This window comes from Burkholderia sp. Bp8986 (assembly GCF_003854225.1).
In the GTDB taxonomy this organism is placed as follows: domain Bacteria; phylum Pseudomonadota; class Gammaproteobacteria; order Burkholderiales; family Burkholderiaceae; genus Burkholderia.
The window spans coordinates 1-25792 of sequence record NZ_QTQM01000063.1; the positions used below are offsets into that span (position 1 = coordinate 1).

Below are 25792 nucleotides of genomic sequence, written 5' to 3' on the forward strand. Positions count from 1 at the left end.
AATTCCCACACGCCGTCGCTGTCGATGAACAGGTTGCGGCCGGCCTGCAGCTGGCCCCACGTGTCGCTCTTCAGGCCCACATACGCGCGGCGCGACCACATGCGTCCGCCGCCGGTCGTGCCGTTCATCACCTGGAACGCGGTTTCCAGGTTGAAGACCGTCGACATCCCGCCGCCGAGATCCTCGACGCCCTTCAGGCCGAACATGCTGGTGCCCCAATCGCCGCCTTCCGCGCTCCAGCGCGTCGAACTGCCGCCGGGCGTCGCGATGTGGTTCAGGTATTCGACGCCGCCGTCGATCCGGCCGTACAGCGTCACGCTCGTCTGCGCGAACGCGGCCGCCGGTGCGGCGGCCACGATCAGCGATGCGAAATGTTTGAGTCGCAAAATGATGCCCCCCCTCGAAGTCTCGACCGTCCGGCACACGCCCCATGCGCGCGCCGGCGTTGCCATTTACCCGCGATCGATCGAAAAACGCCCGGGGCCCGCCGCGCAAAGCGCGAGCAGGCCGCCCGAGATCGCGATGTTCTTGTAGAAATGAATCATGTTGTCGATCTGCTCGCCGCCCGACATCGTCCAGTAGTGGTGGCCGATGAAGCCGGTGCCGATCGTATACAGCGCAAGCAGCAGCGCGAGCGGCCGCGTCTGGAAACCGACGAGGAGCGCGATGCCGGCGAACAGCTCCATCACGACGGCGATCGCCGCCGAAATGATCGGCGCCGGCGCGCCCTCGCTTCCCATGAACGCGATCGTGCCGGAGAAGTCGACGATCTTCTTCCAGCCGAACATCACGAACAGGATCACGAGCAGGATCCGGGACAACAGCAGCAGCACATCGCGCTGGGACGCGAGAAACGGTTGATTCGGTGTCATGGTGTGATCAACGAAAGCGGTACGCGAACCGCGCGCACCGAATTGCCAACGAACCAGGGCGGGCGGCCGCCAAAGCCACCCACCCCGCTCTGCAACAACCGGCATCGGGGCCCGCCCGATGTGCTGTGCCTCCTCTTCTTGTCAGAGTTGCCCTGCCTTTACTGCATCGTACCCGGCCTCAACGCGCCTTCGCGACGTCCTGCTCGGTCACCTTCGCGGCCGGGTTGCCGAACTGGCCGGTCAGGTAGTTCGTCAGCGCGGCGATCTGCGCATCCGACAGCTCGTTGCGGAACGCGGGCATCCCGACGTCCTCGCTGCCGGCCTTGCGCTGCACGCCGTTCAGGATCACCTGCACCAGGTTCGCCGGATTCGTCGCACCCACCGTCGAGTTGTGGAACAGCGACGGGTAATAGCCGTCCGGCGTGCCCTTGCCCTGCATCTGGTGGCACGTCGCGCAGTTGCCGAGATACAGCCGCGCCGGATCGATGCCCGACGACGCCAGTGCGACGCCGCGCAGCTTCAGGCCGTCTTCCGCCGGCTTGCCCCACGACGAGCGCGACTGCTTCGCGTCGCCGCTGGCGACGGCCGGCACCGTACGGATGTACGTCGCGATCGCGCCAATGTCGGCGTCGGTCATCTTCGAGAAGCTGTGCTCGACCGCCTCGGCCATCGGACCGGCTGCCTGCGCGACACCCGGCACGCTGCCGGTACGCAGGTACTGGACGAGCTGCTGCTGCGTCCAGCCGCCGATCCCCGCGTTCGGGTCGGACGTGATGTTGTAGCCGTCCCAGCCCGCCAGCACCGAGCCCGACAGGAAGCTGCCGCCGGTTTCGTCGAGCGACTTCTCCTGCATCGCGACGCCGCGCGGCGTGTGGCACGTGCTGCAGTGCGCGAGGCCCTGCACCAGGTACGCACCGCGGTTCCACTCGGCGCTCTGCGCCGGCTTCGGCTGGTATGCGCCGTCCTTCAGGAACAGCCAGTTCCAGATCTTCAGCGGCCAGCGCATGCTCAGCAGCGCGGGGATCTCGTTCTTCGGCGGCGCCTGCTTGACCGGTTCGACGCCGTGCATGAAGTACGCGTAGAGCGCCTGCACGTCGTCGTCGCTGATCTTCGCGTACGACACGTACGGCATCGCCGGATACAGGTTGTCGCCGTTCTTCGACACGCCGTGGCGCACCGCGCGCTCGAAGTCGTCGAACGTCCAGTTGCCGATGCCGGTATCCGGGTCGGGCGTGATGTTGCTCGTGTAGATCTTGCCGAGCTTCGGCACCGGCATCCCGAGGCCGCCGGCGAACGGCTTGCCGCCCTTCGCGGTGTGGCAGGCCATGCAGTCGCCCGCGACCGCGAGATATTCGCCGCGCTTGACCTGCGCGGGGTCGGCCGCATCGGCCGCGCGCACGAGGCCCGGCAGCGCGAGGCAGCCGGCAAGGAGGAAGGTGAGAGTAGATTTCCGCACGGTCAGACTTCCTTCTTCAGCGTGTCGGACATCCGCAGCGCCAGCGCCGCGATCGTCAGCGTCACGTTCACCGTACCGACGGTCGGCATCGTCGAGCTGCTCGAGATGAACAGGTTCGGATGGTCGAACGTGCGGCAGTCCTTGTCGACGACCGAGTCGCGCGCATCCGCGCCCATGATCGTCGCGCCCGTGATGTGATTGTTCGGCGCGAACTCGTCGTTGAACACGACGTCCGTACCGCCCAGCACCTTCGCCGCGGTCGCATAGACCTCGCGCGTATGCACGGCGCCGCGCTTCACGTAGTCGTCGATCGCATACGTGATTTCCGGGCGCGGAATGCCGACCGCGTCGGTGGCCGTCTTGCTCGGCACGATGCGGTTCTCGGGCTGCGGCAGGATTTCGTGGAAGCAGTCGAACTGCACGTAGCGCGCGGAGCGGTCGCGGATCTGCGCGTCGAGCTCGTCGGCCTTCATCAGCTTGCCGGCCTTGAAGATCTTCTGCGTCTCCTGGTTGATGCGCGACATGTTCGACAGATGGATCTTCTTCGCGGCTTCGGTCGCGCGGAACGGGCCGTCGCGGAAACCGATCAGGGACGTCATTTCCTGCGGGCCGCGGCCCGGCCACAGCTTCTCGCTCGCGTAGAACGACACGCCCGTGCCCGGGTGGTCCATCAGGTTGCGCCCGACCATGTCGGAACTGTTCGCGACGCCGTTCGGGAAGTCGCGGTTCGCCGACATCAGCAGGATCTTCGGCGTCTCAATGCCGTTCGCGGCCACCACGAAGTACTTGCCCTCGACGCGATGGTCGGCGCCCGTCTTGTCCTTGTAGATCGCGGCGACGATGCGCTTGTCCGGGCCCGTCTCGAGCTTGTACACGACCGCGCTGTCGATCAGCTTCGCGCCGGCCTGCTCGGCCTTCTCGACGTGCACGATGCCGTTGTACATCGCGCCGATCGGGCAGATCGGCATGCAGTTGTTGTTCCCGCAACAAGTCGGCCGGCCGTCGTACGGGCGGCTGTTGCGCGCGACCGGCTCGGTCACGACGTGGAACTTCGGGTCATGGCCGTTGAGCGCGCTCTTGATCGTCTGCTCGTTGAACGACAACGGCAGCGGCGGCATCGGGTACGGCTGCTTGCGCGGCGAATACAGGTCTTCCTCGGGGCCGGGGCCCCACACGCCGAGCTCTTCCTCGGCACGCTGGTACCAATGCTCGAGATCGTCGTACTGGATCGGCCAGTCGCGGCCGACACCGTACACGGTCTTCATCTTGAAGTCGTTCGGGATGAAGCGCCACGCCGACGCGGCCCAGTGCCACGTCGTGCCGCCCACCGCGCGGATGTACTGCGAGTTGAACTTGTGCTCGCCCTTCAGGACCAGGTAGTCGTTCGGCGGGCCGTATTCCGGATGCGGCGCCCACGGGCTCGACGGGTACGGCGCCATGAAGTCGGTCTTGTCAGGCTGGTTGCGGAAGCGTTCGACGATTTCCCAGCGCGGCATGCGCGGGCCTGCCTCGAGCAGGATCACCGACTTGCCGGCCATCGCGAGCTGGTGCGCGACGATCGCGCCCGCGACACCGGACCCGACGACCACGACGTCGGCCTTTTGCGTATCGGTATCGGCCATCAGCCTTGCCTCTCGATCGGTTTTTCGGCCCAGAAGCCGGGTTTATTCGGGCAATACGAAGGAATCACGAGCGTATCGGACACGACGCTGAACATTAATGCTTCTTCGTAGGTAATTACGACGTTGTCGACGATGCCGAGATACCAGGCTTCGAGAATCGACAGCGCGGACGTTTGCTGATCGGGAGTCAACGAACCGGACGCGAGTGCGCCGGCGAGTTGCGACAGACCGTCGGCGGTCTTGAACGAGCCCTTCTGCAAGGCCTGCAGGAAGCGTTCGCCGAGCACGCGGCTCAGCCCTTTCTTGCCTGTCAGTGCTTCGGAGAGCGTCATGAACGTATCGAGCGGCGCGGTGCCGGGATTATCGGCCAGGGCCCGCAACGCCAGCGAGCCGGTGAGGCCCGCCGCCGTCAGCGCCAGTGCGCCCTGCAGCCATTGACGCCGCGTGATGCCGGATGCGGCTGCGTCGCGATCGCGACGCGAGTGGGGGGTGTTGTCGTTGTGCATGTTTCCTTCTCTCGAACACCGGATTCGGGAAAACCACGCTTGATATTTCTCAAACTTTCGCGCGGCCCTGAAATGTACGCGCTCAATTCGGATTGGACAATGCTTTTATAGTCCATTTAATGTTCCGCAATCCGAGACAATCGACATTTCGCGGCATCTTTGTGTCGTCGACGCGACAATTCCGTATCGGGATGCCGGCGTGTCGCAACCCGGCGACACGCCGCTTCCCGTCATCCGCTCGCATGCCCGTCGGTTAGAATCGCGTGCAATCAAACAGAAAGCTTCCCTCCGAGGGCATCGAGCGATGAAGCAGCACGACAAGCACAACAACACACATTCAACCCATCACACCACACGGCTGATCTGGCGCATCGGCGCCGTCGCGGCGCTCGGCGGCGCCGCCGCACTGTCGCTGCATGCGGGCGCGGCACGCACCGTGAGCGTGTCGCCGCAAGGCACGGTCACTGAAGTCCGGCAGAGCGTCGTCAAGTTCGACGAACCGATGGTCGCGTTCGGTTCGGCATCCGCGCCGAGTCCCGCGCGCATGACCTGCAACGATTCCACCGCCGCACGCGGCCAGGGTCACTGGCTCGACGACAAGACGTGGGTCTACGATTTCGAGAACGACCTGCCGCCGGGCGTGCGCTGCTCGGTCGCGCTCAACGACGCGTTGCGTTCGGTCGCCGGCAATGCGGTCAGCGGCCCGCGCCGCTTCACGTTTCAAACCGGCGGCCCGTTCCCGGTGACGGTGCGTCCCGGCTCGCGCGAGATCGAGGAGCGCCAGGTCTTCGTGCTGAAGCTGAACGGACCGGCCGAGCCGCGCTCCGCGCTCGCGAACATCTGGTGCGAAGCGGCCGGCATCGGCAACCGCATCCCCGTCACGGCCGCCGACGACGATGCGCGCAACGCGCTGCTCGATCACTTCGGGCTGAAGAAGGACGCCGCGCGCGTGCTGACGCTGTCGTGCGCGCAGGCGCTGCCCGCGAGCGCGAAGATGCAGCTCGTCTACGGCAAGGGCGTCGCGAGCCCGAGCGGCATCGCGAACGACACCGAGCGCCGCTTCGACTTCACCGTGCGTGCGCCGTTCGCCGCGAGCTTCTCGTGCGAGCGCGAGAACGCGAAGGCGCCCTGCACGCCGCTGCGTCCGCTGACGCTGTCGTTCAATGCACCGATCTCGCGCAAGAACGCCGAGGCGATCCGGCTGCGCGGTCCTGACGGTTCGCTTTCGCCGACCTTCGCGGCCGACGACCACAGCGACGAAGTGACGACCGTCACGTTCAACCCGCCGCTGCCCGCGCAGGCGAACCTGACGATCGAACTGCCGTCCGGCCTGCGCGACGTGACCGACCGCTCGCTCTCGAACGCCGACCTGTTCCCGCTCGCGACGCGCACCGCGCCGATGCCGCCGCTCGCGAAATTCTCGTCGGGCACGTTCGGGATCGTCGAGCGCTTCGCCGAACCCGATACGCCGGCACTCGTGCCCGTCACGCTGCGCAACGTCGAGGCCGACCTGCGCATCGCGGGCCTCAACACGAGCGGCGCGCAATTCTCGAACCTGAAGGTCGACGACGACACCGCGATCCGTCAATGGATGCGCACCGTCGAGCGCTTCGACAACTGGTCGATGACGGCCGGCACGATCGACGAACGCGTCCCGGGCCTGCTGCGGCGCAAGGGCCAGCACCCCGTCTACGTGCCGCTCGAGGCCGGCGAGAAGATGCCCGCGCCGCAGAACCGCCGCATCGACGTGCGCTCGCTGTCGCTGCTCGCCGGCGAACCGGGTGCGCAGGCGCTGACGCTGCCGAAGGCCGACCCGAAGGCGCTGCGTCCGTTCGAGGTCGTCGGCGTGCCGATCGACAAGCCCGGCTTCTACGTGCTCGAACTCGCGTCGCCCGCGCTCGGCCGCTCGCTGCTCGCGAAGCCGTCGAGCATGTACGTGCGCACCACCGTGCTCGTCACGAACCTCGGCGTGCACCTGAAACAGGGCCGCGAGAACAACCTCGTGTGGGTCACGACGCTCGACAAGGGCAAGCCCGTGCCGAACGCGCAGATCCGCGTGTCGGACTGCAATGGCGACGAAATCGCGTCGGGCAAGACCGATGCGCAAGGCCTGCTGAAGATCGACGGCCCGTTCGAGCCGAAACACGCATGCAGCCAGTCGGAACGCTTCGACGACTACTTCGTGTCGGCACGCGTCGACGATCCGAAGACGGGCCGCGACATGGCGTTCGTCAGCTCGAACTGGAACCGCGGGATCGAATCGTGGCGCTTCAACGTGCCGACCGACACCGACAGCGCGCCGACCGTGCGCGCGCATACCGTGTTCGACCGCACGCTGCTGCGGGCCGGCGAAACCGTGTCGATGAAGCACTTCCTGCGCACCGAGACGCTGCAGAGCCTCGCGTTTCCGGCGCACTACCCGACACGCGTGACGATCCGCCATCTCGGCTCGGACCAGACCTACAAGCTGCCGCTCACGTGGTCGGCCGACCACAGCGCGGACACGCAGTTCACGCTGCCGCCCGCGGCGAAGCTCGGTGAATACAGCGTGTCGCTCGAAGGCGGCCCGGACGATGCGCCGACCGCCAGCTACTACGGCGGCAGCTTCCGCGTCGAGGCGTTCCGCCTGCCGGTGCTCAAGGGGACGATCGGCGCGCGCGACGCGCAGAAGAGCCCGCTCGTCGCGGTCAAGGAAGCGCCGCTCGCGGTGCAGATCGACTACGTGTCGGGCGGCGGCGCATCGAACCTGCCCGTGCAGGTGTCGGCGCTGATGAAGTGGGCGTCGCCGCCGTTCGCGGATCGCTTCGAGGACTTCAGCTTCACGCCCTATCGTCCGGAGCGCAGCGACGGCAACGCCGACGACGATGCGCAGGACGGCGACAGCACATCCGCCGCGAACAACGATCCCGACGCGACGAAGCTGATCGCGGACAAGCTGCCGCTCACGCTCGACCGCAACGGCGCGGGTTCCGTCACGCTCAAGGGCCTGCCCGACGTCGACGCGCCGAAGCGCATCGCGCTGGAGGCGACGTTCGCGGACCCGAACGGCGAAGTGCAGACGATCCGCGGCGACACGATCCTGTGGCCGGCCGCGGTGGTGGCCGGCATCAAGGCCGGCCGCTGGGTGTCGGTCGGCCAGCGCGTGCCGGTGCAGGCGCTCGCGGTCGACCTGCAGGGCAAGCCGCGTGCCTCGGTGTCGATCGAGATCAAGGGCGTCGCGCACATCACGACGTCCTCGCGCAAGCGGATGGTCGGCGGCTTCTATGCTTACGACAACAAGAGCGATACCCGCGACCTCGGCGTGCTGTGCTCGGGCAAGACCGACGACAAGGGCCGCATGGCCTGCGACGCGACGCTCGAACAGGCCGGCAACGTCCAGTTGATCGCGGTCGCGAAGGACGGCGACGGCCGCACGTCGAATGCGTCGACGTCCGTCTGGGTCACGCGCGAGGACCAACTCTGGTTCGGCGGCGACAACACCGACCGGATCGACGTGATCCCGGAGAAGACGTCCTACGAGCCGGGCGAAACGGCCCGCTTCCAGGTGCGCATGCCGTTCCGCTACGCGACCGCGCTCGTCGCGGTCGAACGCGGCGGCGTGATGGAAACGCACGTCGTCGAGCTGAACGGCAAGAACCCGACCGTCGACCTGAAGGTCGGCGAATCGTGGGGGCCGAACGTCTACGTGTCGGTGCTCGCGTTGCGCGGCCGGATTCGCGAAGTGCCGTGGTACTCGTTCTTCACGTGGGGCTGGAAGGCGCCGGTCGAATGGGCCCGCGCGTTCTGGCGCGAAGGCCGCTACCATGAAGCGCCGACCGCGTTCGTCGACCTGTCGAAGCCCGCGTTCCGCTATGGCCTCGGCGAGATCAAGGTCGGCACCGGCGTGCATCGTCTCGGCGTGACCGTGACGACCGACGCGACGCGCTACACGGTGCGCGGCAAGGCGCAGGCGCACGTGAAGGTCACGCTGCCGAACGGGCAGCCCGCGCCGGCCGGCACGCAGATCGCGGTCGCGGCCGTCGACGAGGCGCTGCTCGAGCTGATGCCGAACAACAGCTGGGACCTGCTCGACGCGATGCTGCAGCGACGCGCGTACGGCGTCGAGACGGCCACCGCGCAGATGGAAATCGTCGGCCGCCGCCACTTCGGCCGCAAGGCGGTGCCGGCCGGCGGCGGCGGCGGCAGCGCGCCGACGCGCGAGCTGTTCGACACGCTGCTGTTGTGGAATCCGCGCGTGACGCTCGACGCGAACGGCAGCGCGACCGTCGAAGTGCCGCTGAACGATGCGCTCACGCGCTTCCGGATCGTCGCGATCGCGGCGGTCGGCGCGGACCGCTTCGGCACCGGCAGCACGTCGATCCGCAGCACACAGGACCTGCAGCTGATCTCCGGCCTGCCGCCGCTCGTGCGCGAAGGCGATGCGTTCCGCGCGCAGGTCACGCTGCGCAACACGACCGACCGCGCGATGCAGGTCGTCGTGACGCCGCGCGTGACGGGCCTCGAGGTCGCGCCGCAAACCGTGTCGCTCGCGGCCAACGCGGCGGCCGAGGTCGCGTGGACGATCACCGTGCCCGAGCAGGCGCTCGACGCGGCCGGCGCGCTGAACTGGCGCATCGAGGCGGCCGAGCAAGGCGGCAAGCGCGCGTCCGACGCGCTGGCCGTCGCGCAGAAGGTCGTGCCCGCGCTGCCGGTCACCGTGCAGCAGGCCACGCTCACCCAGGTCGACGGCACGCTGACGCTGCCCGTGTCCGCCCCGGCCGGCGCCGTCAACAACGCGCAGGGCGCGCCGCGCGGCGGCATCGCCGTGTCGCTGCAGTCGAAGCTCGCCGACGGCCTGCCCGGCGTGCGGCGCTGGTTCGAGCGCTATCCGTACCGCTGCCTCGAACAGCAGACGTCGCGCGCGATCGGCCTGCACGACGCCGCGCAATGGCAGGCGCTGGTGGCGCGCATGCCCGTCTACCTCGACAGTGACGGACTCGCGAACTACTTCCCGCCGTCCTCCGACGATGCGCACTACGGCAGCCCGACGCTGTCGTCGTATCTGCTCGTGGTCGCCGACGAGGCCGGCCGCCTCGACCCGCGCTTCGCGCTGCCGGAAGACCTGCGCACGCAGCTCGAAGCAGGGCTCGCGCGTTTCGTCGACGGCCGCATCGAGCGCAACGCGTGGGCCCCGCGCCAGGATCGCGACCTGCGCAAGCTCGCCGCGATCGAGGCGCTGTCGCGCTACGGTGCAGCCCAGGGCCGCATGCTCGGTTCGATCGAGATCGCGCCGAACCAGTGGCCGACGTCGGCGGTGATCGACTATCACGCGATCCTCACGCGCGTGAAGGACATCCCGCAGCGCGACGCGAAACGCGCGCAGGTCGAGCAGATCCTGCGGGCGCGCCTCACGTACCAGGGCACGCAGCTCGTGTTCTCGACCGCGCGCGACGACGACCTGTGGTGGCTGATGACGAGCAACGAGACCAACGCCGCGCGGCTCGCGCTGGAATTCGCGGGCGACCCGGCGTGGAAGGACGAGATGCCGCGCGTCGCGACCGGCCTGCTGGCGCTGCAACGCCAGGGCGCATGGCAGACGACGACGTCGAACGCACTCGGCCAGCTCGCGATCGAGCGCTTCTCGCGCACCTACGAGAGCACGCCGGTGGCCGGCACGACGAAGGTCGCGCTCGGCGGCAACGAGCGCGCGATTTCGTGGTCGCAGGCATCCTCAACCGCGCCCGCCGACAGCCCCGCGTCGGCCACTCCCGCGACCCGCGCCGCCGCCGCGCGCAGCGTGCTGATGCCGTGGCCGCGTGCGGCCCAGGCACCGGCCACGCTGTCCGTCACGCAGGACGGCACGGGCCGCCCGTGGGCGACCGTCGAAAGCCTCGCGGCCGTGCCGCTGCGAACGCCGTTCGCGGCCGGCTACCGGATCACGAAGACCGTCACGCCCGTGTCGCCCGCCGTCAAGGGCGTGCTGACGCGCGGCGACGTCGTGCGCGTGCATCTCGACATCGACGCGCAGAGCGACATGACGTGGGTCGTCGTCAACGATCCGATCCCGTCCGGTGCGACGATCCTCGGCTCGGGCCTCGGCCGCGATTCGGAAGCCGCGACGCAGGGCGAGAAATCCCCGGACGGCGCATGGCCGGCGTTCATCGAACGGGATTTCGACGGCTACCGCGCGTATTACGACTATCTGCCGAAGGGCAAGCTCTCGGTCGAGTACACGGTGCGGCTGAACAACGTCGGCACCTTCGGGTTGCCGCCGACGCGCGTGGAAGCGTTGTACGCGCCATCCGTGTACGGCCTGTGGCCGAACCCGCCGATGACCGTGAAGCCGGCCGACGCGGGCAAGTAACGGATACGCGATGATCGATCATGGATCGCCGCGGCCGCCGCGCTTCGCCGGCCGCGTTTTCGTCGCCGTCGTGCTGGCCGCGCCGCTCGTCGCGCACGCACTGCCCGGCTACGACGACGTGCGCCGCAACTGGCGCAGTTCCGATTGGGTGCTGCTCGCGCGTGACGGCACGCCGCTGCAGCGCACGCGCGTCGACCTCGCCGAACGGCGCGGCGACTGGGTGTCGCTCGCCGACGTGTCGCCCGCGTTCCGCGAGGCGATCGTCGTGTCCGAGGACAAGCGCTTCTACGAACACAGCGGCGTCGACTGGCGCGGGATCGCCGGTGCGGCATGGGGCAACCTGTGGAACCGGCGCACGCGCGGCGCGTCGACCGTGACGATGCAGCTCGCCGGGCTCCTCAATGACGAGCCGCGCCGCTCGGGCCAGCGCTCGCTGCCGCAGAAGGCCACGCAAGCGATGAACGCGCTGCTGCTCGAACGCGGCTGGCGCAAGGACCAGATCCTCGAGGCCTACCTGAATCTCGTGCCGTTCCGCGGCGAGACGGTCGGGCTCGCCGCGCTGTCGCAGGTGCTGTTCGGCAAGGCGCCGTCCGGCCTCGACGCGCGTGAAGCCGCGATCGCGGCAGCGCTGGTGCGCGCGCCCAACGCGGCAAGCGCGAAGGTCGCCGAGCGTGCGTGCCGGATCCTGCGCGACATGCACGCGGAGCAGGCCTGCGCGTCGCTCGACGGCTACGTGCAGCTCGTGATCGCGCGTCCGGCCAATGCCGTGCGTAACGACCTGACGGCGGACGGCGCCGCCCTCGCCCCGCACTTCGCGCGCCGCATCGCGGCCGAGGTCAGGCCCGCGGCCGGCGCGCAGGTGCGCACGACGCTCGATGCGCCGCTGCAGCGCTTCGCGCGCGACACGCTCACGCGCGCGCTGACCGAGCTCAACGCGCCCGCGCACCGGCGCAACGTGCAGGACGGCGCGGTCGTCGTGATCGACAACGCGACCGGCGAGATTCGCGCGTGGGTCGGTTCGTCGGGCGCGTTGTCGAGCGCACGCGACGTCGACGCCGTGCTCGCGCCGCGCCAGGCCGGCTCGACGCTCAAGCCGTTCCTCTATGCGCAGGCGATCGACGAGAAGCGGCTGACGGCCGCGTCGCTGCTCGACGACGCGCCGATCAACCTCGCGGCCGGCGGCGGCCTCTACATTCCGCAGAACTACGACAAGGATTTCAAGGGCTGGGTGAGCGTGCGCAGCGCGCTCGGCGGCTCGCTGAACGTGCCGGCCGTGCGCACGCTCGTGCTCGTCACGCCGCATCGCTTCGCGCGCACGCTGACCGCGCTCGGCCTGCCGCTCGCGCAGGAAGGCGACTACTACGGCTTCAGCCTCGCGCTCGGCAGCGCGGACGTCACGCTGCTGTCGCTGACCAATGCGTATCGCGCGCTCGCGAACGGCGGCGTCGCGCGCAAGGTCGTCGACCTGCCTGCGCCGTCGCCCGCTGCCGGCGCATCGGCACCGGGGCGTGCGGACAACGGCGCGCGCGTGTTCAGCGAAGCGGCCAGCTTCGTCGTCACCGACATCCTCGCCGACAACAACGCGCGCGTGCGTACGTTCGGCTTCGACAACCCGCTCGCGACGCGCTTCTTCTCGGCGGTGAAGACCGGCACGAGCAAGGACATGCGCGACAACTGGACCGTCGGCTTCACGTCGCGCTATACGGTCGGCGTGTGGGTCGGCAATGCGGACGGCTCGCCGATGTGGGATGTATCGGGCGTCACGGGCGCGTCGCCGGTGTGGTCGGCCGTCGTCGGCTACCTGCACCGCGACCTGCCGAGCCGTGCGCCGCGTCCGCCGGCCGGCGTCGAAGCACGCCGCATCACGTTCGAGCGCGACGTCGAGCCGTCGCGCAACGAGTGGTTCGTCGCAGGCACCGCGCTCGACACGATCCGGCTCGCCGCACCCGTCACGCCGGGCAAGGACGGCGCGCGCGCGCCGCTGACGATCGGTGCGCCGACCGACGGCACGATCTTCGCGATCGATCCGGACATTCCGCCGAAGAATCAGCGGATCTGGTTCGAGCGATCTTCCGGGCATGCCGCACGGTTCGCGTGGCGGCTCGACGACAAGGTAATCGGCCACGCCGACCGCATCGCGTGGATGCCGTGGCCCGGGCGGCACCGGCTCGAACTCGTCGACGCGCGCGGCAACGTGGCGGATGCGATCGGCTTCGAGGTGCGCGGCGCGTTCGCCAAACCGGCCGCGCGCAAGCCGTAACGGGCGCCGGCCATGCCGCACGCCGCAGGCCGCGGCGAACAAACGGGCCAGCAACCCCGCGATCGGAGACCTAGAATACGAACAGCGCGCCGAAGCGTCGGCGCGCGCCGGTTGCCCTGCCGCGCTCACTCTTCCGATCCGCCCGCGACCATGAACCTTCGCCATCCGCGCTTCCTCCGCCCCGCGCTGGGCACGCTGTGCGCCGCGGCCGTCGCGACGCTTGCCGGCTGCAACGGCGACGCCTGCTTCGGCGTCGACGTCTGCTTCAACAACGCCAACACGCAAACCGTCGCGCTGTCCGGCACGGCCGCCACGGGCTCCGCGCTCGCGAGCGCATCGGTGACGGTCAGCTGCGCGCAAGGCTCGGCGACGACGCTGACCGACGGCGGCGGCAACTACCGCGTGGCGGTCAACGCCGTGCTGCCGTGCGTGATCACCGTCGCGTCGAGCGGCACGAGCCTGCATTCGCTCGCCTACGCGGGCGGCACCTTCAACACGACGCCCGAGACCGAGCTGATGCTCGTCTATCTCGCCGCGCAGCTCGGCACGAACACGGCCGGGCTGATCGGCAATTTCCAGGGGAATGCGCACTTCCAGCAGGTGATGGGCAGCCCGAACACGGTGCAGGCCGCGCAATCGGCGGTCGTGACGAATCTGCAGCAGCGCTATGCGGTCACGCTGTCGGCGCCGGCCTTCCTGACGACGCCGTTCGTGGTCGGCCAACCGGGCGTCGACAGCGACCTCGCCGCGCTGGCCAAGGCCGGCGCGATCGACTCGAACGGGATGCCTGATCCGGTTGCGGTTTCGCTGCTGGCGCAGGCGGGCGCGGCGCACCCGCTGTGAGCGGCGCGTGCCGCGAAGCAGGAATCGGACGTCAGGCGCCGACTTCACGCCCGGCGTCGGTATCGGCCAGCAGCGCCCACCGCTCGTGGTCGCGCCATTCGCCGCCGATACGCAGATAGCGCGGCGAAAACCCCTCTTTCCGGAAGCCGAGCCGCCGAACCAGTGCGATCGACGCGTGATTTGCGGGCTGGATGTTGGCCTCGAGCCGATGCAGCCCGAGTTCGCCGAATGCGATGTCGGTCGCCGCGCGCAACGCTTCCGTCATCAAACCTTTCCGGCTGAAATCCGCCATCCCGTAGTAGCCGAGATACGCGCTCTGGAATATGCCGCCGACGATTTCGTTGAGGTTCACCACGCCGACAACCGCCCCGGACGCCCGTTCGCGCGCGACGAGGCCGACGTTCGGACCGGTCAGGCAGCGGGAGAACCATTGGTCGAATCCCGCCTGATCGGTGAACGAGTCGATCCACGGCAGGTGATGGCTGCGGCTCGCCTGATTGGCGGCGATCAGATCGGGGGCGTCGGTTCGAGCGACGCGGTTCAGCAGGATCAGGCTCATGACTCGGTCGAATGCGGTGTCTTGCCGGGCAGAGCAGCCGGCAACCGCGCTCCCCCGCGTTGCCGCCGCCCGACGGGAACGTTGTACGTTACGCGGCTTCCCCGCTCCCGCAAGCCACGCTCGCCGCCTGCTGCTGCGTGAGGTAGCGCAGCAGCTTCGTCACCATCCACACGACGATGAACGACAGCGCGACGAAGAACACCGCGAGCGGCGTCAGCACGTGAATCGATACGAAACCGGCCAGCCCCATCATCGCGGACGACACAAGCAGCAGCGCGCACCCGAGGATCGCGCTCGTCAGCCCCGCGATATGCGGAAACAGCGAATTGCCCTTCGCCATCAGCGTCGGATACATCGCGCCCGCGCAGAAGCCCATCACGAGCACCGGCGTCGCGAGCGTCCATACGCGCAGCCCGACGGTCAGCGCCAGCACCAGCATCGCGACCGCCGCGCCCGCCATCACGCGTGCGCCGATGCGCAACCGCTGCTCAGCGCTCGGCAGCCCGCGCCCGTGAATCCGGTTCGACAGCCCGCCGAGGAAATACATCAACCCGATCCCGAGCGCGAGATAGCCGAAGAAGGTCGGCGGCTTGTGCAGCGTGGTCTGCACCATGAACGGCCCGACGATGTTGAACACCAGCAGGATGCTGTAGCACAGCCCCTGCGCGAGAAAGCAGCTCTGGAACACCGGGCTCGCGAGCACCTTGCCCGCGTTCGCCATCAGCGTGCGCGGCTCGAGATGGACCGGCTTCGGCAAGGTCTCGCGATAGCGCCACAGCAGCGCCCACATCACCAGCGAATACACCAGCAGGAACACGAGGCACGCGCGCCAGCCGAACCATTCCTGCAGGTGCGCGCCGATCACCGGCGCGATGATCGGCGCGAGCCCCCACGCGATCGACATATAGGTAAACGCATGCATCAGCGCCTGGCCCGAGAACGAGTCGGTGATGATCGCCTTCGCGAGCAGGTTCGTGGTCGCGATCCCGAAGCCCTGCAGGCAGCGCGCCAGCACGAACGTCTCCAGGTTCGGCGCGCCGAGCGACAGCAGGCAGCCGATCGTGTAGATGACCAGCCCGAACGCGAGCACGCGCTTGCGCCCGTATGCATCGGCAACCGGACCGAAGATCAGCTGGCCGAGCGCATAAGCGGCCATGTAGCCGGAGACGCTCGACTGAATCGCCTGCGGCGTGGTCGCGAACGAACGCGCCATGTCGGGCAGCGCAGGCACGTAGATGTCGATCGCGAGCTGGCCGGCGGAGGCGAACAGGCAAATCAGGAACAGCAGGAAGCGCGGCGAGTTCGATTCGCGCGCGGGAGTGAGCGAGGCGTTCATGACAACCGGGAAGGATTCGGACGGCGGCAACACGCGCCGTGCTGCTCGAAGTCGAACAACGGTGCGCGGCGAAGCGCATATTGTGCCTGTTGTTGCGCAACGCGACAGGAATCCCCTGGCGTGGGCGCGGTTGAATGCGGATTGCGTCAGGTTTCGAAACGCGTTACACGCCCCGCTTGCCGATCATGGCGAGCCGGTCCGGCGGCCGGCACGGCCACGGTTTTGATCCATATTTCGTTTGTTGTTTGCGGCGCCACTCGCCTGCCTGCGCGCATCCGCGGCTCGCCGCGCCCCTCCGTACTTTCCACCGATTGACACACCTCCCGGCGTTCCCCCTATACTCCTCGCAGCGCCAATAAATTGTTGAACAATGCAGCATTAAAATTGACGCCTGACCGGCCACCACAACGGATTCCAGCCGGATCTCCGAATCTGCAAATTTCCCCGAGAGCACCGCGTCATGTCGAACTATCCCGCCGCCTACCAGGTCACCAAGGGTTCCGTCCTGAACGTCGACAAAGCCTTTTATTCCACGATCGCCCAGCGCCAGGACGCGCGCGAACGGATCGCGTCGCACGTCGTGCCGATCCGCAGCGGCTTCGCGTGGACGGTGCCGGCGGGTCACGTGTTCCGGATCGTCACGCTCGAAGGCCCGCAAGTCGCCGACTTCAACATCTGGAACCTGCACAATCCGCGCGAGCGCATGTGGGCGTCGCGCACACGTCAGCTGCAAGCCGCGCACGTGACGACGTTCGACCGGCTCTGGTCGACGCTGCCGTACCTGCGGCCGATGGTCACGATCACCGACGACACGCTCGCCGGCTATGGCGTCGACGGCGACGGCGGCCGCGTGCACGACCTGCTCGGCACGCGCTGCGACCCGTACGTGAACAAGCTGCTGACCGGCGAGGATTTTCATTTCCACTGTCATTCGAACCTCGTGCGGGCGGTCGCGCCGTACGGGCTGACCGAATTCGACGTGCACGACGTGCTCAACGTGTTCCAGTGCACCGGCCTGAACGACGACGACAAGTACTTCATGAAGGCCTGTCCCGCGCAGCCGGGCGATTACCTCGAGTTCTTCGCGGAAATCGACGTGCTGTGCGCGATGTCCACGTGTCCGGGCGGCGACCTTTCGGTGCCGATGTGGGGCCCCGACGCACGCGACCCGATCGACGTGTGCCGGCCGCTCGGCGTCGAGGTATACCGGCTCGACCCGAGCCTGCTCGAAGGCTGGTCGCAGCCGAGCGTCGCGCCCTACCGTGGCCAGCACGGAATGCAGCCGCCGCAGGCCGACTGGCAGCACGACAAGACGGCGTAACGCGGTCCGGAGCCCGTAGAATGGCGAAACGCCGCCGGCCGGCCACGCCGGCGGCGCACGACCAGGAGAGGAGCGGACGAACGGAATGGCAAGCGAAAAAGCGAGAGGACAGTCGGTCGCCGACCGGATCAGCCATCAACTGCGGGAACACATCATCAGCGGCAAGCTGCCGCCCGGCACCGCGCTGATCGAGATGGACCTCGCGGCCGAATACGACACGTCGCGCAACTCGCTTCGCGAAGTCCTGCATCAGCTCGGCCGCGAAGGGCTCGTCACGTTCGTGCGCCACAAGGGTGTCGTCGTGCGCACGCTGAATCGCCAGGACGTGCGCGATCTCTACGTCGCGCGCCGCACGCTCGAGCTGCATGCGCTGAACACGGCCGAACTCGCGCAGCCGGCGCTGCTCGAAAAGATGCAGGCCGCCATTCGCGCGGCCGAGCGCGAACTCGACAAGGAAAACTGGCAGGCCGTCGGCACGCACAGCCTGCGCTTTCACCAGCACATCGTCGCGCTGCAGAAGTCGGCGCTGCTCGACGAGTTCTTCCGGACCATCTCCGCACAGCTGCGGCTCGTCTTCGCCGCGGATCCCGACGAGAAACGCGTGCAAACGCCCGACTGGATCCAGCGCGAATACCAGATCTACGACCTCCTCACGCAGAACCGCCGCAGCGAAGCCGTCACCGCGCTCGCGCGCTATCTCGACGATTCCGAGCGGATGCTCGTCGCGGCAATCAAGCGCAGCCATCGCGAGGCGGCCTGACCCTGCACGCCGCGCCGCCGTTGCTTGCCTCAAGACGTGGCAAGCAACGGCAGCACGAAAAGGCACGCAACGGCCCGACCGCTCGCGCAGTCAGGCCTGCTCCGTCGGCAGCGCGTAACTGCCGTCTTCCCGATGCGTCTCGAGTCCCGTCAGCGGCGGATTGAACACGCACACGAGATGCAGGTCGCCACGCGTCGCGCGCAGGACATGCGGATCGTTCAGGTTCAGCGCGTAGATCGTTCCGGGCGTGATCCGGTGCACGTTGCCGGTCGCCGTGTCGACGACCTCCCCCTCTCCGGCCACGCAGTAGTTGGTCTCGAAGTGGTTCTTGTAGTGCAGATGCAGTTCGGCGCCTTCGTGCACGCGCGTCTCATGAACGGAATAGCCGACGCCGTCCTGCTTGACGATCATGCGCTTGCTGTCCCAGCCCGGGCCGCGCGCATGGCGCTCGGTATTGGCGATATCGGCCGATCTCACGACGATCATAAGTACCTCTGAATAGTTGAGATGAAAAATGGCAAGGTGATCCTTGCCGCCGGAAAATGCGTCATGCTGATTCGGCGGTCAGCGCACGCTCCACCGCTGCCGCGACATCGAGCAGCCGCGCGTCCTCGCCGCGATGCCCGGTGATCAGCAAGCCGACGGGCTGACGGTTGCGCAGGTCGCCGGGCACGCTGATGCTCGGCAGGTCGAGCCGGTTCGCGAATTCGGTCAGCCGGAACGCACGCGCGTTCTGTGCGAGGTATGCGGCTTCGTCGGCCAGATCGGCCACGCGCGGCGGCAGCATCGGCACCGTCGGCGTCAGCACCGCATCCGCGTCGCCGAGTTCGGCGTGGTACGCGGCGGCCAGTGCAGCCAAGCGCCGCAGCGCCGCGGCGTAGTCGTGCGCCCGCACCTGCTCGCCTGCAGCGATGCGCGGGCCGACCAGCTGATCGTAGCGGTCCGCCGCCGCGGCCAGCCGCGCACGATGAAGCATGAACGCCTCTGCCGCGATGATGCCGCCCGCGCGGGCGACCGCGCCGGCCTCGGCCACGCAATCGAGCCGCTTGCGCCGGATCCGTGCGCCGTGCGCGGACAGTCGGGACAGCCACGCGTCGAATGCGCGTCCGACGACCGGGTCGACGTCATCCGCGACGAACGCCTCGGGCACGATGAACTGCAGGTCGCGGATCGCCGCCGGTCGCCGCCGCCGCGCTTCGCGGCCGTGCAGCGCAACGTCCGCCTGCCGGCACAGCCCGACCGTCGCGGCCAGCAGGCCCGGCACGTCGAAGCTCGTCGACAGAAACCGCATGCCGTCGCTCGCATAGCGCCCGCGCGACGGCTTGAATCCCGTCACGCCGCAGAATGCGGCCGGAATGCGTGCCGACCCGCTCGTATCGGAACCCAGCGACAGGTCGGCCGCACCGAGCGCCACCGACACCGCCGCGCCCGAACTCGATCCGCCGGCCACCCGCTCGCGCCGCGCATCGAGCGGCGTCGTCGGCGTCCCGTACGCACGGTTCACGCCGAGCGCGCCGTACGCGAACTCGGTCATCGCCGTCTGCGCGACCAGCACCGCGCCGGCCCGACGCAGTGCCGACACCGGCGCCGCGTCGATTCGCGCCGGCGGCTCGTCGGCCAGCACGCGCGAACCGGCATGCGTGACCCAGCCGGTGCAATCGAAGCAGGCCTTCACCGTCAGCACGGCGCCGGCCAGCGGCGCATCGATCGCGCCGGCGCGCCGCGCCGCATCCCATGCACGTGCATCGGCGACCGCCGCGTCGTCGCGCCGCGCGAGCCACGCGGCTTCGATGTCGCCGGGATGCGCGTCGGCATGCGCAAGACACGCACGCACCCGTTCCGCACACGCGTGCTCATTCACGTTGCCCAGCCGGAAATCCGTCGGATCCATTCCCGCTCCCATCCGGTCATTCGTTATGCGAAGTGAACGTGCTTCAGAAAATCCTTCACACGCGCGTCCGCGCTGCCGCGAATCCGGTCCGGCGGCACGTCGTACAGGATGCGCCCGTTCTCCATGAACACGATCCGGTCGGACACCTTGAACGCGAAATTCATCTCGTGGGTCACGATGATCATCGTCATCCCTTCTTTCGCCAGCGTCTCGACGACCTTCAGCACTTCGCCGACGAGCTCCGGATCGAGGGCCGACGTCGGCTCGTCGAACAGCATGATCGACGGCCGCGTCGCGAGCGCGCGCGCAATGGCGACGCGCTGCTGCTGGCCGCCCGACAGCTGATGCGGATACTTGTTCGCATGTTCGAGCATCCCGACCTTCGACAACAGCGACAGCGCCTGCAGCCGGATCGCCGCCGCATCGGCCTGCCGGTGATAGCACGGCGCCATCATCACGTTCTGCAGCGCGGTGCGATGCGGGAACAGGTTGAAGCTCTGGAACACCATGCCGATGTCGAGGATGCGCTCGTGCGACACGCGCGGCGGATGCGGACCCGACGCGCGGATGAACGGCTCTCCGTACAGGTCGATCTCGCCCGCGTTCACCGGCGCGAGGCCGTTGACGGTACGAATCAGCGACGTCTTTCCGGAGCCGGACGGCCCGATGATCGACACGACCTGCCCGGGCACGACGTCGAGATGAATGTCCTTCAGCACTTCATGGCGGCCGTAGCGCTGCTGCACGCCTTTCAGGCGCAGCGCGAATTCGGCGTTCGCCCGCGGCCTCGGCGCGACGGCCGGCGCCGACGGCGGCAGCGCAAGATCGACGTGGCCGGCCTGGGCCGGCGTACGGCGGCTGACGTCGAGGTACCGCTCGAGATAACCGAGCAGCCGGCTGAACACGGTCACGATCAGCACGTAGTAGAACGCCACGGCCAGCATCGTTTCGAACACCAGGAAATTCTGCGTGTACAGCCGCTGGCCGACGAGCAGGATCTCGGCCAGCGAAATCACCGACACCAGCGACGTGAGCTTCACGATCGTGATGAACTCGTTCGCCAGCGCCGGCAGCGCAATGCGGATCGCCTGCGGCATCACGATCATCCGCTGGATGCCGGTGAAGCGGATACCCAGCGCGCGGCCCGCCTCGAGCTGCCCGCGCGGCACCGACAGGATCCCGCCGCGATGGATTTCCGCGAAATAGGCGGTCTCGCTCAGCACCATCGCAATCAGGCCGGCCATGAACGGATCGGACAGCACCGCGCTCGTCGCCGGAAAGACCTGCGGCAGGTTGTAGATGAAGACCAGCAGCACGAGCAGCGGCAGGCTGCGGAAGAACCAGATGTAGAGCGCCGCCGCCCGCTTCAGCAACGGCTGGTGCGACTGTCTCGCGAGCGCCACCGGAAAGCCGAGCAACACGCCGAGCAGCCAGGCGGCGACGCTGAGTTCGACGACCGCGACGCAGGCGCGCCAGAAATCCTGGTCCCGCAAGAGCTGAAACGCATAGTGCCAATCGAACTGCATCGAAGACTCCTCAACCGCGGATGGTGATGCGGCCGCGCGGCGCGCGGTGGTCAGGTCGTACTGGCCGCGCGCTTACTTCGGCGCGCCGAGCGCGTTGGCGACGTCGGAGGGTGTCGGCTCCTGCAACCCGTACTTCTTCACCAGGCTGCCGTATTCGCCGCTGCGCCGCGCATCGTTCAACGCACCCTCGAGCGCACTCTGCAATCCGCTATCGCCCTTCGTCACGCCCAGGCCGATCACGATCGGATACAGCAGCGTGGTCGAACTGATGTCGACGCGCCCGTTCGTCTGCTTCGGAATCTCCTGCGCGACGGCCGCGTCCTCGATCTGGACATCGACCGCCTTCGACAGCAGCGCGGACGTCGCTTCCGGTGACGTCGGGAACTCGAGGATCGCGATCTCGGCGCGCCCGGCCGCCTTGCACGTGTCCTGCGACACCGCACGCAGCTTCGGCGTCCACGACGCGCCCTTGATCGAGCCGACCCGCTTGCCGCACAGGTCCTGCGGCGTCTTCGGCAGGAACGCGCCGCCCTTCGCGACGAGCAGCGACGCGCCCGTCTTCAGGTACGGCACGAAATCGACCTGCTTCACGCGATCGGGCGTCACGTACAGCGCGGATGCGACGACGTCGAAGCGGCGCGCCTTCATCCCGAGAATCAAGTCCGGGAAGCGCGTATCGAGAAATACCGGCTCCAGTTTCAGGTGACGTGCCAGCAGCCGCGAGAACTCGGCATCGAAACCCGCAGGCTTGCCGGCGTCCAGGTACGCGTATGGCGGATACGTGAGGTCGGAGCCCACCAGCAGCGTGCCGGGCCGCACCGTCTGCAGCGGCGCCGCCGACGCGAGCGAGCATGCGAAGGCCAGCGGCACGAGCGCGCCGCGGAGGAAATGTCGAACCGGGAAACGAGCAGACATGGCGAAGCTCCTGGGTTGTTCGGCTCTCGCGCTGAAACGTCGCAACGCCTCCCAGGCGCCGCCGCATGTGGCTTTCCGGGATTTTCCGCCGAAAATTGTTGAACAATTTCGGCCGATTCTGACCAGTTCAAATTGAAATCTGTATTCGGGTTTACGCGGCAAACAGCGTCGCCGGACGTGCGTCGGGCGCGCATCCGCCAACCCGCTTCGGTGCGGGGCACGTGTTCAGGCAAAGGGAGAAAAGACCGGACGGGACGACGCGCGGACGGCGGGCCGTCGAGGTGCGGCGCCATAAACGCGACGCACGCGATGGAGGATCAGGACACGGGGTTCAGCATCGGGCGCGACGGGCCCGGCTCGCGCTTGCGGCTGCGGGGATGCGCGCCGCGACGCCGACCCGAAGGCCGGGGGATTCGATCGTGCAGGCCGAGCACGCAACGTGTCGGCCCGCACGCCACTGCGACGTTTCGATCAGTACTGTGCCTGATCCGTCGGATTCCTGAACAGCTGCTTCATCTCCGGCGACAGCGGATAGTTGAGGCTCACACCCTTCGGCGGAATCGGCTGCATGAACCACTGGTCGTAGAGCTTCTCGGCCGCGCCCGAGGTCTGCAGCTTCGCGATCACGCCGTCGACCACGTGCTTGAACGCCGGATCGTCCTTGCGCATCATGCACGCGTAGTTCTCGTGGACGAGCGGCGTGCCCGCCACCGTGTACGCGCCCGGATTGCGGTCCTTCGCGATCTCGCCGTACAGCAGCGGCTCGTCCATCACGAACGCGACCGCGCGCCCGGTCGTGACGTTCATGAACGCTTCGGCATGGTCCTTCGCGCTGATGATCGTCATGTTCATCCCTTTCTCTTCGTTGAGCTTGCGCAGCAGCCGCTCGTCGGAGGTGCCGGCCGTCGTCGCGACCGTCTTGCCGGCCAGGTCCGGGAAGTCCTTCACGCCCGAATCCTTGCGCGTGCTGAAACGGATCCCGTACAAAAAAATGCTGTTCGAGAACGCAGCCTGCTTCTGCCGCTCCAGCGTGTTCGTCGTCGAGCCGCACTCGAAGTCGATCGTGCCGTTCTGCAGCAGCGGAATCCGGTTCTGCGACGTGATCGGGATTTCCTTCACCGTCAGGTTCGGCGTCTTCAACTCCGCCTTGAGCGCATCGATGATGCGCGCCGCGATGTCGCGCGAGTAACCGATGTTCTTCTGCTGGTTGTCCGAATACGAGAACGGCACCGACGATTCGCGGATGCCGAGCGACACGACGCCCGTGTCCTTGATCTTCTTCAGCGTGCCGGTGAGCGCCTGCGCGTGCGCGGCGCCCGCCAGCGCGCAGGACAACGCGACAGCCAGCCAACGGAAGCGGTGATCCATGCTTTTCTCCTGACGAAACCTTGATCGAATCGCGATCCTACGCCCGAAAAATTCGCACCGCATCGGGGAAAGCGTCAAGCGCCCTCCGTCACGGCCACACCGCGCGCAATCATTTCCGTGCCGCGCAAAAGCGCCCGCGCCGCATGTTTCGCCGGGTCGACCGCCTGCAATCTTGCACCTCATGAACAGATCACCCGTTCCAAACGCGCGTTCATGCTGCAACCCAGCAACGCAATCGTTTGCGTGTCGCATCTTTTTCACACAAAACATATTCAAGAAGCCGCCTCATCAGCCGTTACCCAATGCATGGCGTGTCGCAGGAACCCCGCGCGCGCCCGACAAAAATCAAGGTCCGGCTTAGGCCAGACCAGGCACCACCGCCGGCACGACGGTTATCTCCGAGGATCGACTTTCAACATGAAAGCCAAACGTTTCAATTTCGCGCTGGCCCGTTCGGCCCATGCGCGCATGCTCGCCGGCATGCTGTCCGCCGCCGCCCTGCTCCCGATCGCCGGCTGCGGCGGAGGCGGCGGCGACGGCAGCAACCCGTCGCCGACCAACACGGCACCGGCCCCGACCCCGGCCCCCGCGCCCGCTCCGACGACCCCGCCCACCAATTCCGGCAGCAACGCGTGTACGTCGCAGCAGGCCGCCACGCAAATGGCCGCCCAGACCACGCCCGACGAGCCGCCGGTCGATCACCTGATCGTCAGGCTGAAGACGCTGACGGCCACGAACGCAAGAGCGGCCATCGACGACGGCACGCGGCTCGACGCGGTGATCCAGCGTTCGATGACACGCTGGACGGCGCCGACGGCAACCGGCGCCGCGCGTGCGTATGCAGCCGCGGCGACGCCGCTGAACGTGCAGGTCGAGCGGACGGCCTCGAACGGCGCGGCCGTGCTGTCGCTTGGCCAGCGCGTCGCGGCCGCCGACGCGGCGGCGCTCGCGGAGGCCTTCGGCGCCGACGCCGACGTCGACTACGCTGAACCGGATCATCCGATGAAGGTCCGCGACACGCCGAGCGACCCGAGCTACGGCCAGCAGTGGTATCTGTCCGACCCGACCGCCGGCGCCGATCTGCCGCCTGCGTGGAACCAGACCAAAGGCTCGCCGACCGTCGTGACGGCCGTGCTCGACACCGGCTATCGGCCGCACCCCGACCTCGTCGGCAACCTGCTGCCCGGCTACAGCTTCATCACCAGCGTCAACACCAGCAACAACGGCCTGTCGCGCGGCCCCGACGCGAGCGACCCGGGCGACTGGGTCACGCAGCAGGAACTCGACAACGCGAGCGGCCCGTACTACCACTGCGAAAGCGAACCGAACACCAGCAGCTGGCACGGCACGCGCGTGATGGGCGTGATCGGCGCGACCGCCAACAACGGCATCGGCATCGCCGGCGTATCGTGGCTCGGCAAGATCCTGCCGGTTCGCGTGCTCGGCAAATGCGGCGGCGTGACGAGCGACATTGCCGACGCAATGCGCTGGGCGGCCGGCATTCCCGTCACCGGGGTGCCGAACAACCCGACGCCGGCGAAAATCATCAACCTCAGCCTCGGCGGCGTCGGCGCCTGCAGCAAGACGTTCCAGCAGGCGATCGACGACGTGAACGCGAAGGGCGTAACCGTCGTCGTCGCCGCCGGCAACGACGGTCTGTCGACCGGGCTCGACCAGCCCGCGAACTGCAGCGGCGTGATCAGCGTCGGCGCCAACGATGCAGCCGGCCGCCGCGCCTCGTTCAGCAACTTCGGCACCAACATCACGCTCAGCGCACCGGGCGTCAACATCCTGTCGACGGCCAACAGCGGCACGACGACTCCGGATGGCGACACCTACGGCCTGGCGAGCGGCACGAGCCTCGCGACGCCGCAGGTGACGGGCGTCGCCGCGCTGATGCTCGCGGTGAACGGCAACCTCACGCCCACGCAGATCCAGCAGAAGCTGAAAAGCGGTACGCACACGGCGAAGCTGGCGGCCAGTACGCCATGCACCGCGTTGCCGGCAGGCTCGGGCATTCTCGATGCAGGAACCGCGGTCGCGTCAGCCACGCAGTAAGCGGCCCGTTCTCGACGCATGCAGCCGCGGGGGGGGGGGGGGGGGGGGGGGGCCGGGGGGCGCGGGGCGGGGGGGGGGGGGGGGGGGGGGGGGGGGGCGGGGGGGGGGGGGGGGGGGGGGGGGGTGGGGGGGGGGGGGGGGGGGGGGAGGAGGGGG

The 25792-nt window shown here is 68.1% G+C and carries 19 protein-coding genes; 7 read left to right on the forward strand and 12 right to left on the reverse strand.

Going from position 1 to position 25792, the window contains the following annotated elements; all coding sequences use genetic code 11:
* From DID99_RS33715 to DID99_RS33735, 5 genes are all read right to left on the reverse strand, one after another.
* The coding region (locus DID99_RS33715; RefSeq protein ID WP_148094687.1) for a porin at positions 1–386 on the reverse strand (386 nt) is incomplete at its 3' end.
* A gap of 66 nt (positions 387–452) precedes the next feature.
* Positions 453–872, reverse strand: a complete 420-nt coding sequence (locus DID99_RS33720; RefSeq protein WP_124572176.1) for a DoxX family protein — start codon at positions 870–872, stop codon at positions 453–455.
* A gap of 178 nt (positions 873–1050) precedes the next feature.
* Entirely contained in the window at positions 1051–2328 is a 1278-nt protein-coding gene (locus tag DID99_RS33725; RefSeq protein WP_124668440.1) for a cytochrome c, read from the reverse strand.
* Between the two features lie 2 nt (positions 2329–2330).
* Positions 2331–3950 carry a GMC family oxidoreductase gene (locus tag DID99_RS33730; RefSeq protein WP_124484599.1) on the reverse strand — a complete coding sequence of 540 codons (1620 nt, stop codon included), beginning with the start codon at positions 3948–3950 and terminating at the stop codon, positions 2331–2333.
* On the reverse strand, positions 3950–4456 hold the full coding sequence (locus DID99_RS33735; protein WP_044843286.1) for a sugar dehydrogenase complex small subunit: 507 nt from the start codon (positions 4454–4456) through the stop codon (positions 3950–3952). The genes DID99_RS33730 and DID99_RS33735 overlap by 1 nt, the downstream gene beginning before the upstream one ends.
* Before the next feature lie 304 nt (positions 4457–4760).
* Between DID99_RS33735 and DID99_RS33745 the strand changes: the two genes are divergently transcribed.
* The 3 genes from DID99_RS33745 to DID99_RS33755 all read left to right on the forward strand — a co-directional run bounded on the left by DID99_RS33745 (position 4761) and on the right by DID99_RS33755 (position 13902).
* The gene (locus DID99_RS33745) at positions 4761–10799 is read left to right on the forward strand and encodes an alpha-2-macroglobulin (protein ID WP_124668441.1); all 6039 of its coding nucleotides are present in this window, start codon (positions 4761–4763) and stop codon (positions 10797–10799) included.
* Positions 10800–10809: 10 nt separating this feature from the next.
* Entirely contained in the window at positions 10810–13059 is a 2250-nt protein-coding gene (gene pbpC / locus DID99_RS33750) for a penicillin-binding protein 1C (RefSeq protein WP_124668442.1), read from the forward strand.
* Positions 13060–13209: 150 nt separating this feature from the next.
* The gene (locus DID99_RS33755) at positions 13210–13902 is read left to right on the forward strand and encodes a hypothetical protein (protein WP_124484596.1); all 693 of its coding nucleotides are present in this window, start codon (positions 13210–13212) and stop codon (positions 13900–13902) included.
* 31 nt (positions 13903–13933) lie between these two features.
* On the opposite strand, the gene DID99_RS33760 is transcribed toward DID99_RS33755, so the two are convergent.
* Positions 13934–14461 (reverse strand): GNAT family N-acetyltransferase, encoded by a 528-nt coding sequence (locus DID99_RS33760; protein WP_124668443.1) that lies wholly within the window; start codon positions 14459–14461, stop codon positions 13934–13936.
* Between the two features lie 88 nt (positions 14462–14549).
* Positions 14550–15797: a multidrug effflux MFS transporter gene (locus DID99_RS33765; protein ID WP_124484594.1), complete on the reverse strand. Its 1248-nt coding sequence runs from the start codon at positions 15795–15797 to the stop codon at positions 14550–14552.
* Between the two features lie 460 nt (positions 15798–16257).
* Between DID99_RS33765 and DID99_RS33770 the strand changes: the two genes are divergently transcribed.
* A complete protein-coding gene (locus DID99_RS33770; protein WP_124572173.1) occupies positions 16258–17118 on the forward strand; it encodes a DUF1989 domain-containing protein in 861 nt (286 codons plus the stop codon).
* An 85-nt stretch (positions 17119–17203) separates the two neighbouring features.
* Complete coding sequence (locus DID99_RS33775) at positions 17204–17878, forward strand: GntR family transcriptional regulator (RefSeq protein WP_124523962.1); 675 nt, start codon at positions 17204–17206, stop codon at positions 17876–17878.
* 90 nt (positions 17879–17968) lie between these two features.
* Here the strand turns inward: DID99_RS33775 and DID99_RS33780 are convergent, their stop codons facing one another.
* The 4 genes from DID99_RS33780 to DID99_RS33795 all read right to left on the reverse strand — a co-directional run bounded on the left by DID99_RS33780 (position 17969) and on the right by DID99_RS33795 (position 22210).
* Positions 17969–18364, reverse strand: a complete 396-nt coding sequence (locus DID99_RS33780) for an ectoine synthase (RefSeq protein ID WP_044843279.1) — start codon at positions 18362–18364, stop codon at positions 17969–17971.
* Between the two features lie 61 nt (positions 18365–18425).
* Positions 18426–19769, reverse strand: coding sequence for an amidase family protein (locus DID99_RS33785; protein ID WP_124668444.1), 1344 nt, complete (start codon positions 19767–19769; stop codon positions 18426–18428).
* A gap of 23 nt (positions 19770–19792) precedes the next feature.
* Positions 19793–21295: an amino acid ABC transporter permease/ATP-binding protein gene (locus DID99_RS33790; protein ID WP_124668445.1), complete on the reverse strand. Its 1503-nt coding sequence runs from the start codon at positions 21293–21295 to the stop codon at positions 19793–19795.
* 72 nt (positions 21296–21367) lie between these two features.
* Positions 21368–22210, reverse strand: coding sequence for an ABC transporter substrate-binding protein (locus DID99_RS33795; RefSeq protein ID WP_124523954.1), 843 nt, complete (start codon positions 22208–22210; stop codon positions 21368–21370).
* On the opposite strand from DID99_RS33795, the gene DID99_RS37495 reads away from it, so the two are divergent.
* Positions 22209–22346 (forward strand): hypothetical protein, encoded by a 138-nt coding sequence (locus tag DID99_RS37495; RefSeq protein ID WP_185733852.1) that lies wholly within the window; start codon positions 22209–22211, stop codon positions 22344–22346. The genes DID99_RS33795 and DID99_RS37495 overlap by 2 nt on opposite strands.
* Before the next feature lie 335 nt (positions 22347–22681).
* Here DID99_RS37495 and DID99_RS33800 read toward each other — a convergent pair whose 3' ends face one another.
* Positions 22682–23578, reverse strand: a complete 897-nt coding sequence (locus DID99_RS33800) for a glutamate/aspartate ABC transporter substrate-binding protein (RefSeq protein ID WP_124523952.1) — start codon at positions 23576–23578, stop codon at positions 22682–22684.
* A 417-nt stretch (positions 23579–23995) separates the two neighbouring features.
* On the opposite strand from DID99_RS33800, the gene DID99_RS33805 reads away from it, so the two are divergent.
* Positions 23996–25636 carry a S8 family peptidase gene (locus DID99_RS33805; RefSeq protein ID WP_124572168.1) on the forward strand — a complete coding sequence of 547 codons (1641 nt, stop codon included), beginning with the start codon at positions 23996–23998 and terminating at the stop codon, positions 25634–25636.
* Positions 25637–25792: the final 156 nt, after the last annotated feature.

Excerpts from the sequence above, each read along its gene's own strand:
- DID99_RS33800 (WP_124523952.1), bottom strand. The coding sequence starts at position 23,578 with ATGGATCACCGCTTCCGTTGGCTGGCTGTCGCGTTGTCCTGCGCGCTG.
- DID99_RS33785 (WP_124668444.1), bottom strand. The coding sequence starts at position 19,769 with ATGGATCCGACGGATTTCCGGCTGGGCAACGTGAATGAGCACGCGTGT.
- DID99_RS33730 (WP_124484599.1), bottom strand. The coding sequence starts at position 3,950 with ATGGCCGATACCGATACGCAAAAGGCCGACGTCGTGGTCGTCGGGTCC.
- DID99_RS33765 (WP_124484594.1), bottom strand. The coding sequence starts at position 15,797 with ATGAACGCCTCGCTCACTCCCGCGCGCGAATCGAACTCGCCGCGCTTC.
- DID99_RS33805 (WP_124572168.1), top strand. The coding sequence starts at position 23,996 with ATGAAAGCCAAACGTTTCAATTTCGCGCTGGCCCGTTCGGCCCATGCG.
- DID99_RS37495 (WP_185733852.1), top strand. The coding sequence starts at position 22,209 with ATGGCGAAGCTCCTGGGTTGTTCGGCTCTCGCGCTGAAACGTCGCAAC.
- DID99_RS33760 (WP_124668443.1), bottom strand. The coding sequence starts at position 14,461 with ATGAGCCTGATCCTGCTGAACCGCGTCGCTCGAACCGACGCCCCCGAT.
- DID99_RS33780 (WP_044843279.1), bottom strand. The coding sequence starts at position 18,364 with ATGATCGTCGTGAGATCGGCCGATATCGCCAATACCGAGCGCCATGCG.
- DID99_RS33735 (WP_044843286.1), bottom strand. The coding sequence starts at position 4,456 with ATGCACAACGACAACACCCCCCACTCGCGTCGCGATCGCGACGCAGCC.
- DID99_RS33775 (WP_124523962.1), top strand. The coding sequence starts at position 17,204 with ATGGCAAGCGAAAAAGCGAGAGGACAGTCGGTCGCCGACCGGATCAGC.
- DID99_RS33745 (WP_124668441.1), top strand. The coding sequence starts at position 4,761 with ATGAAGCAGCACGACAAGCACAACAACACACATTCAACCCATCACACC.
- DID99_RS33755 (WP_124484596.1), top strand. The coding sequence starts at position 13,210 with ATGAACCTTCGCCATCCGCGCTTCCTCCGCCCCGCGCTGGGCACGCTG.
- DID99_RS33720 (WP_124572176.1), bottom strand. The coding sequence starts at position 872 with ATGACACCGAATCAACCGTTTCTCGCGTCCCAGCGCGATGTGCTGCTG.
- DID99_RS33795 (WP_124523954.1), bottom strand. The coding sequence starts at position 22,210 with ATGTCTGCTCGTTTCCCGGTTCGACATTTCCTCCGCGGCGCGCTCGTG.
- DID99_RS33790 (WP_124668445.1), bottom strand. The coding sequence starts at position 21,295 with ATGCAGTTCGATTGGCACTATGCGTTTCAGCTCTTGCGGGACCAGGAT.
- DID99_RS33770 (WP_124572173.1), top strand. The coding sequence starts at position 16,258 with ATGTCGAACTATCCCGCCGCCTACCAGGTCACCAAGGGTTCCGTCCTG.
- pbpC (WP_124668442.1), top strand. The coding sequence starts at position 10,810 with ATGATCGATCATGGATCGCCGCGGCCGCCGCGCTTCGCCGGCCGCGTT.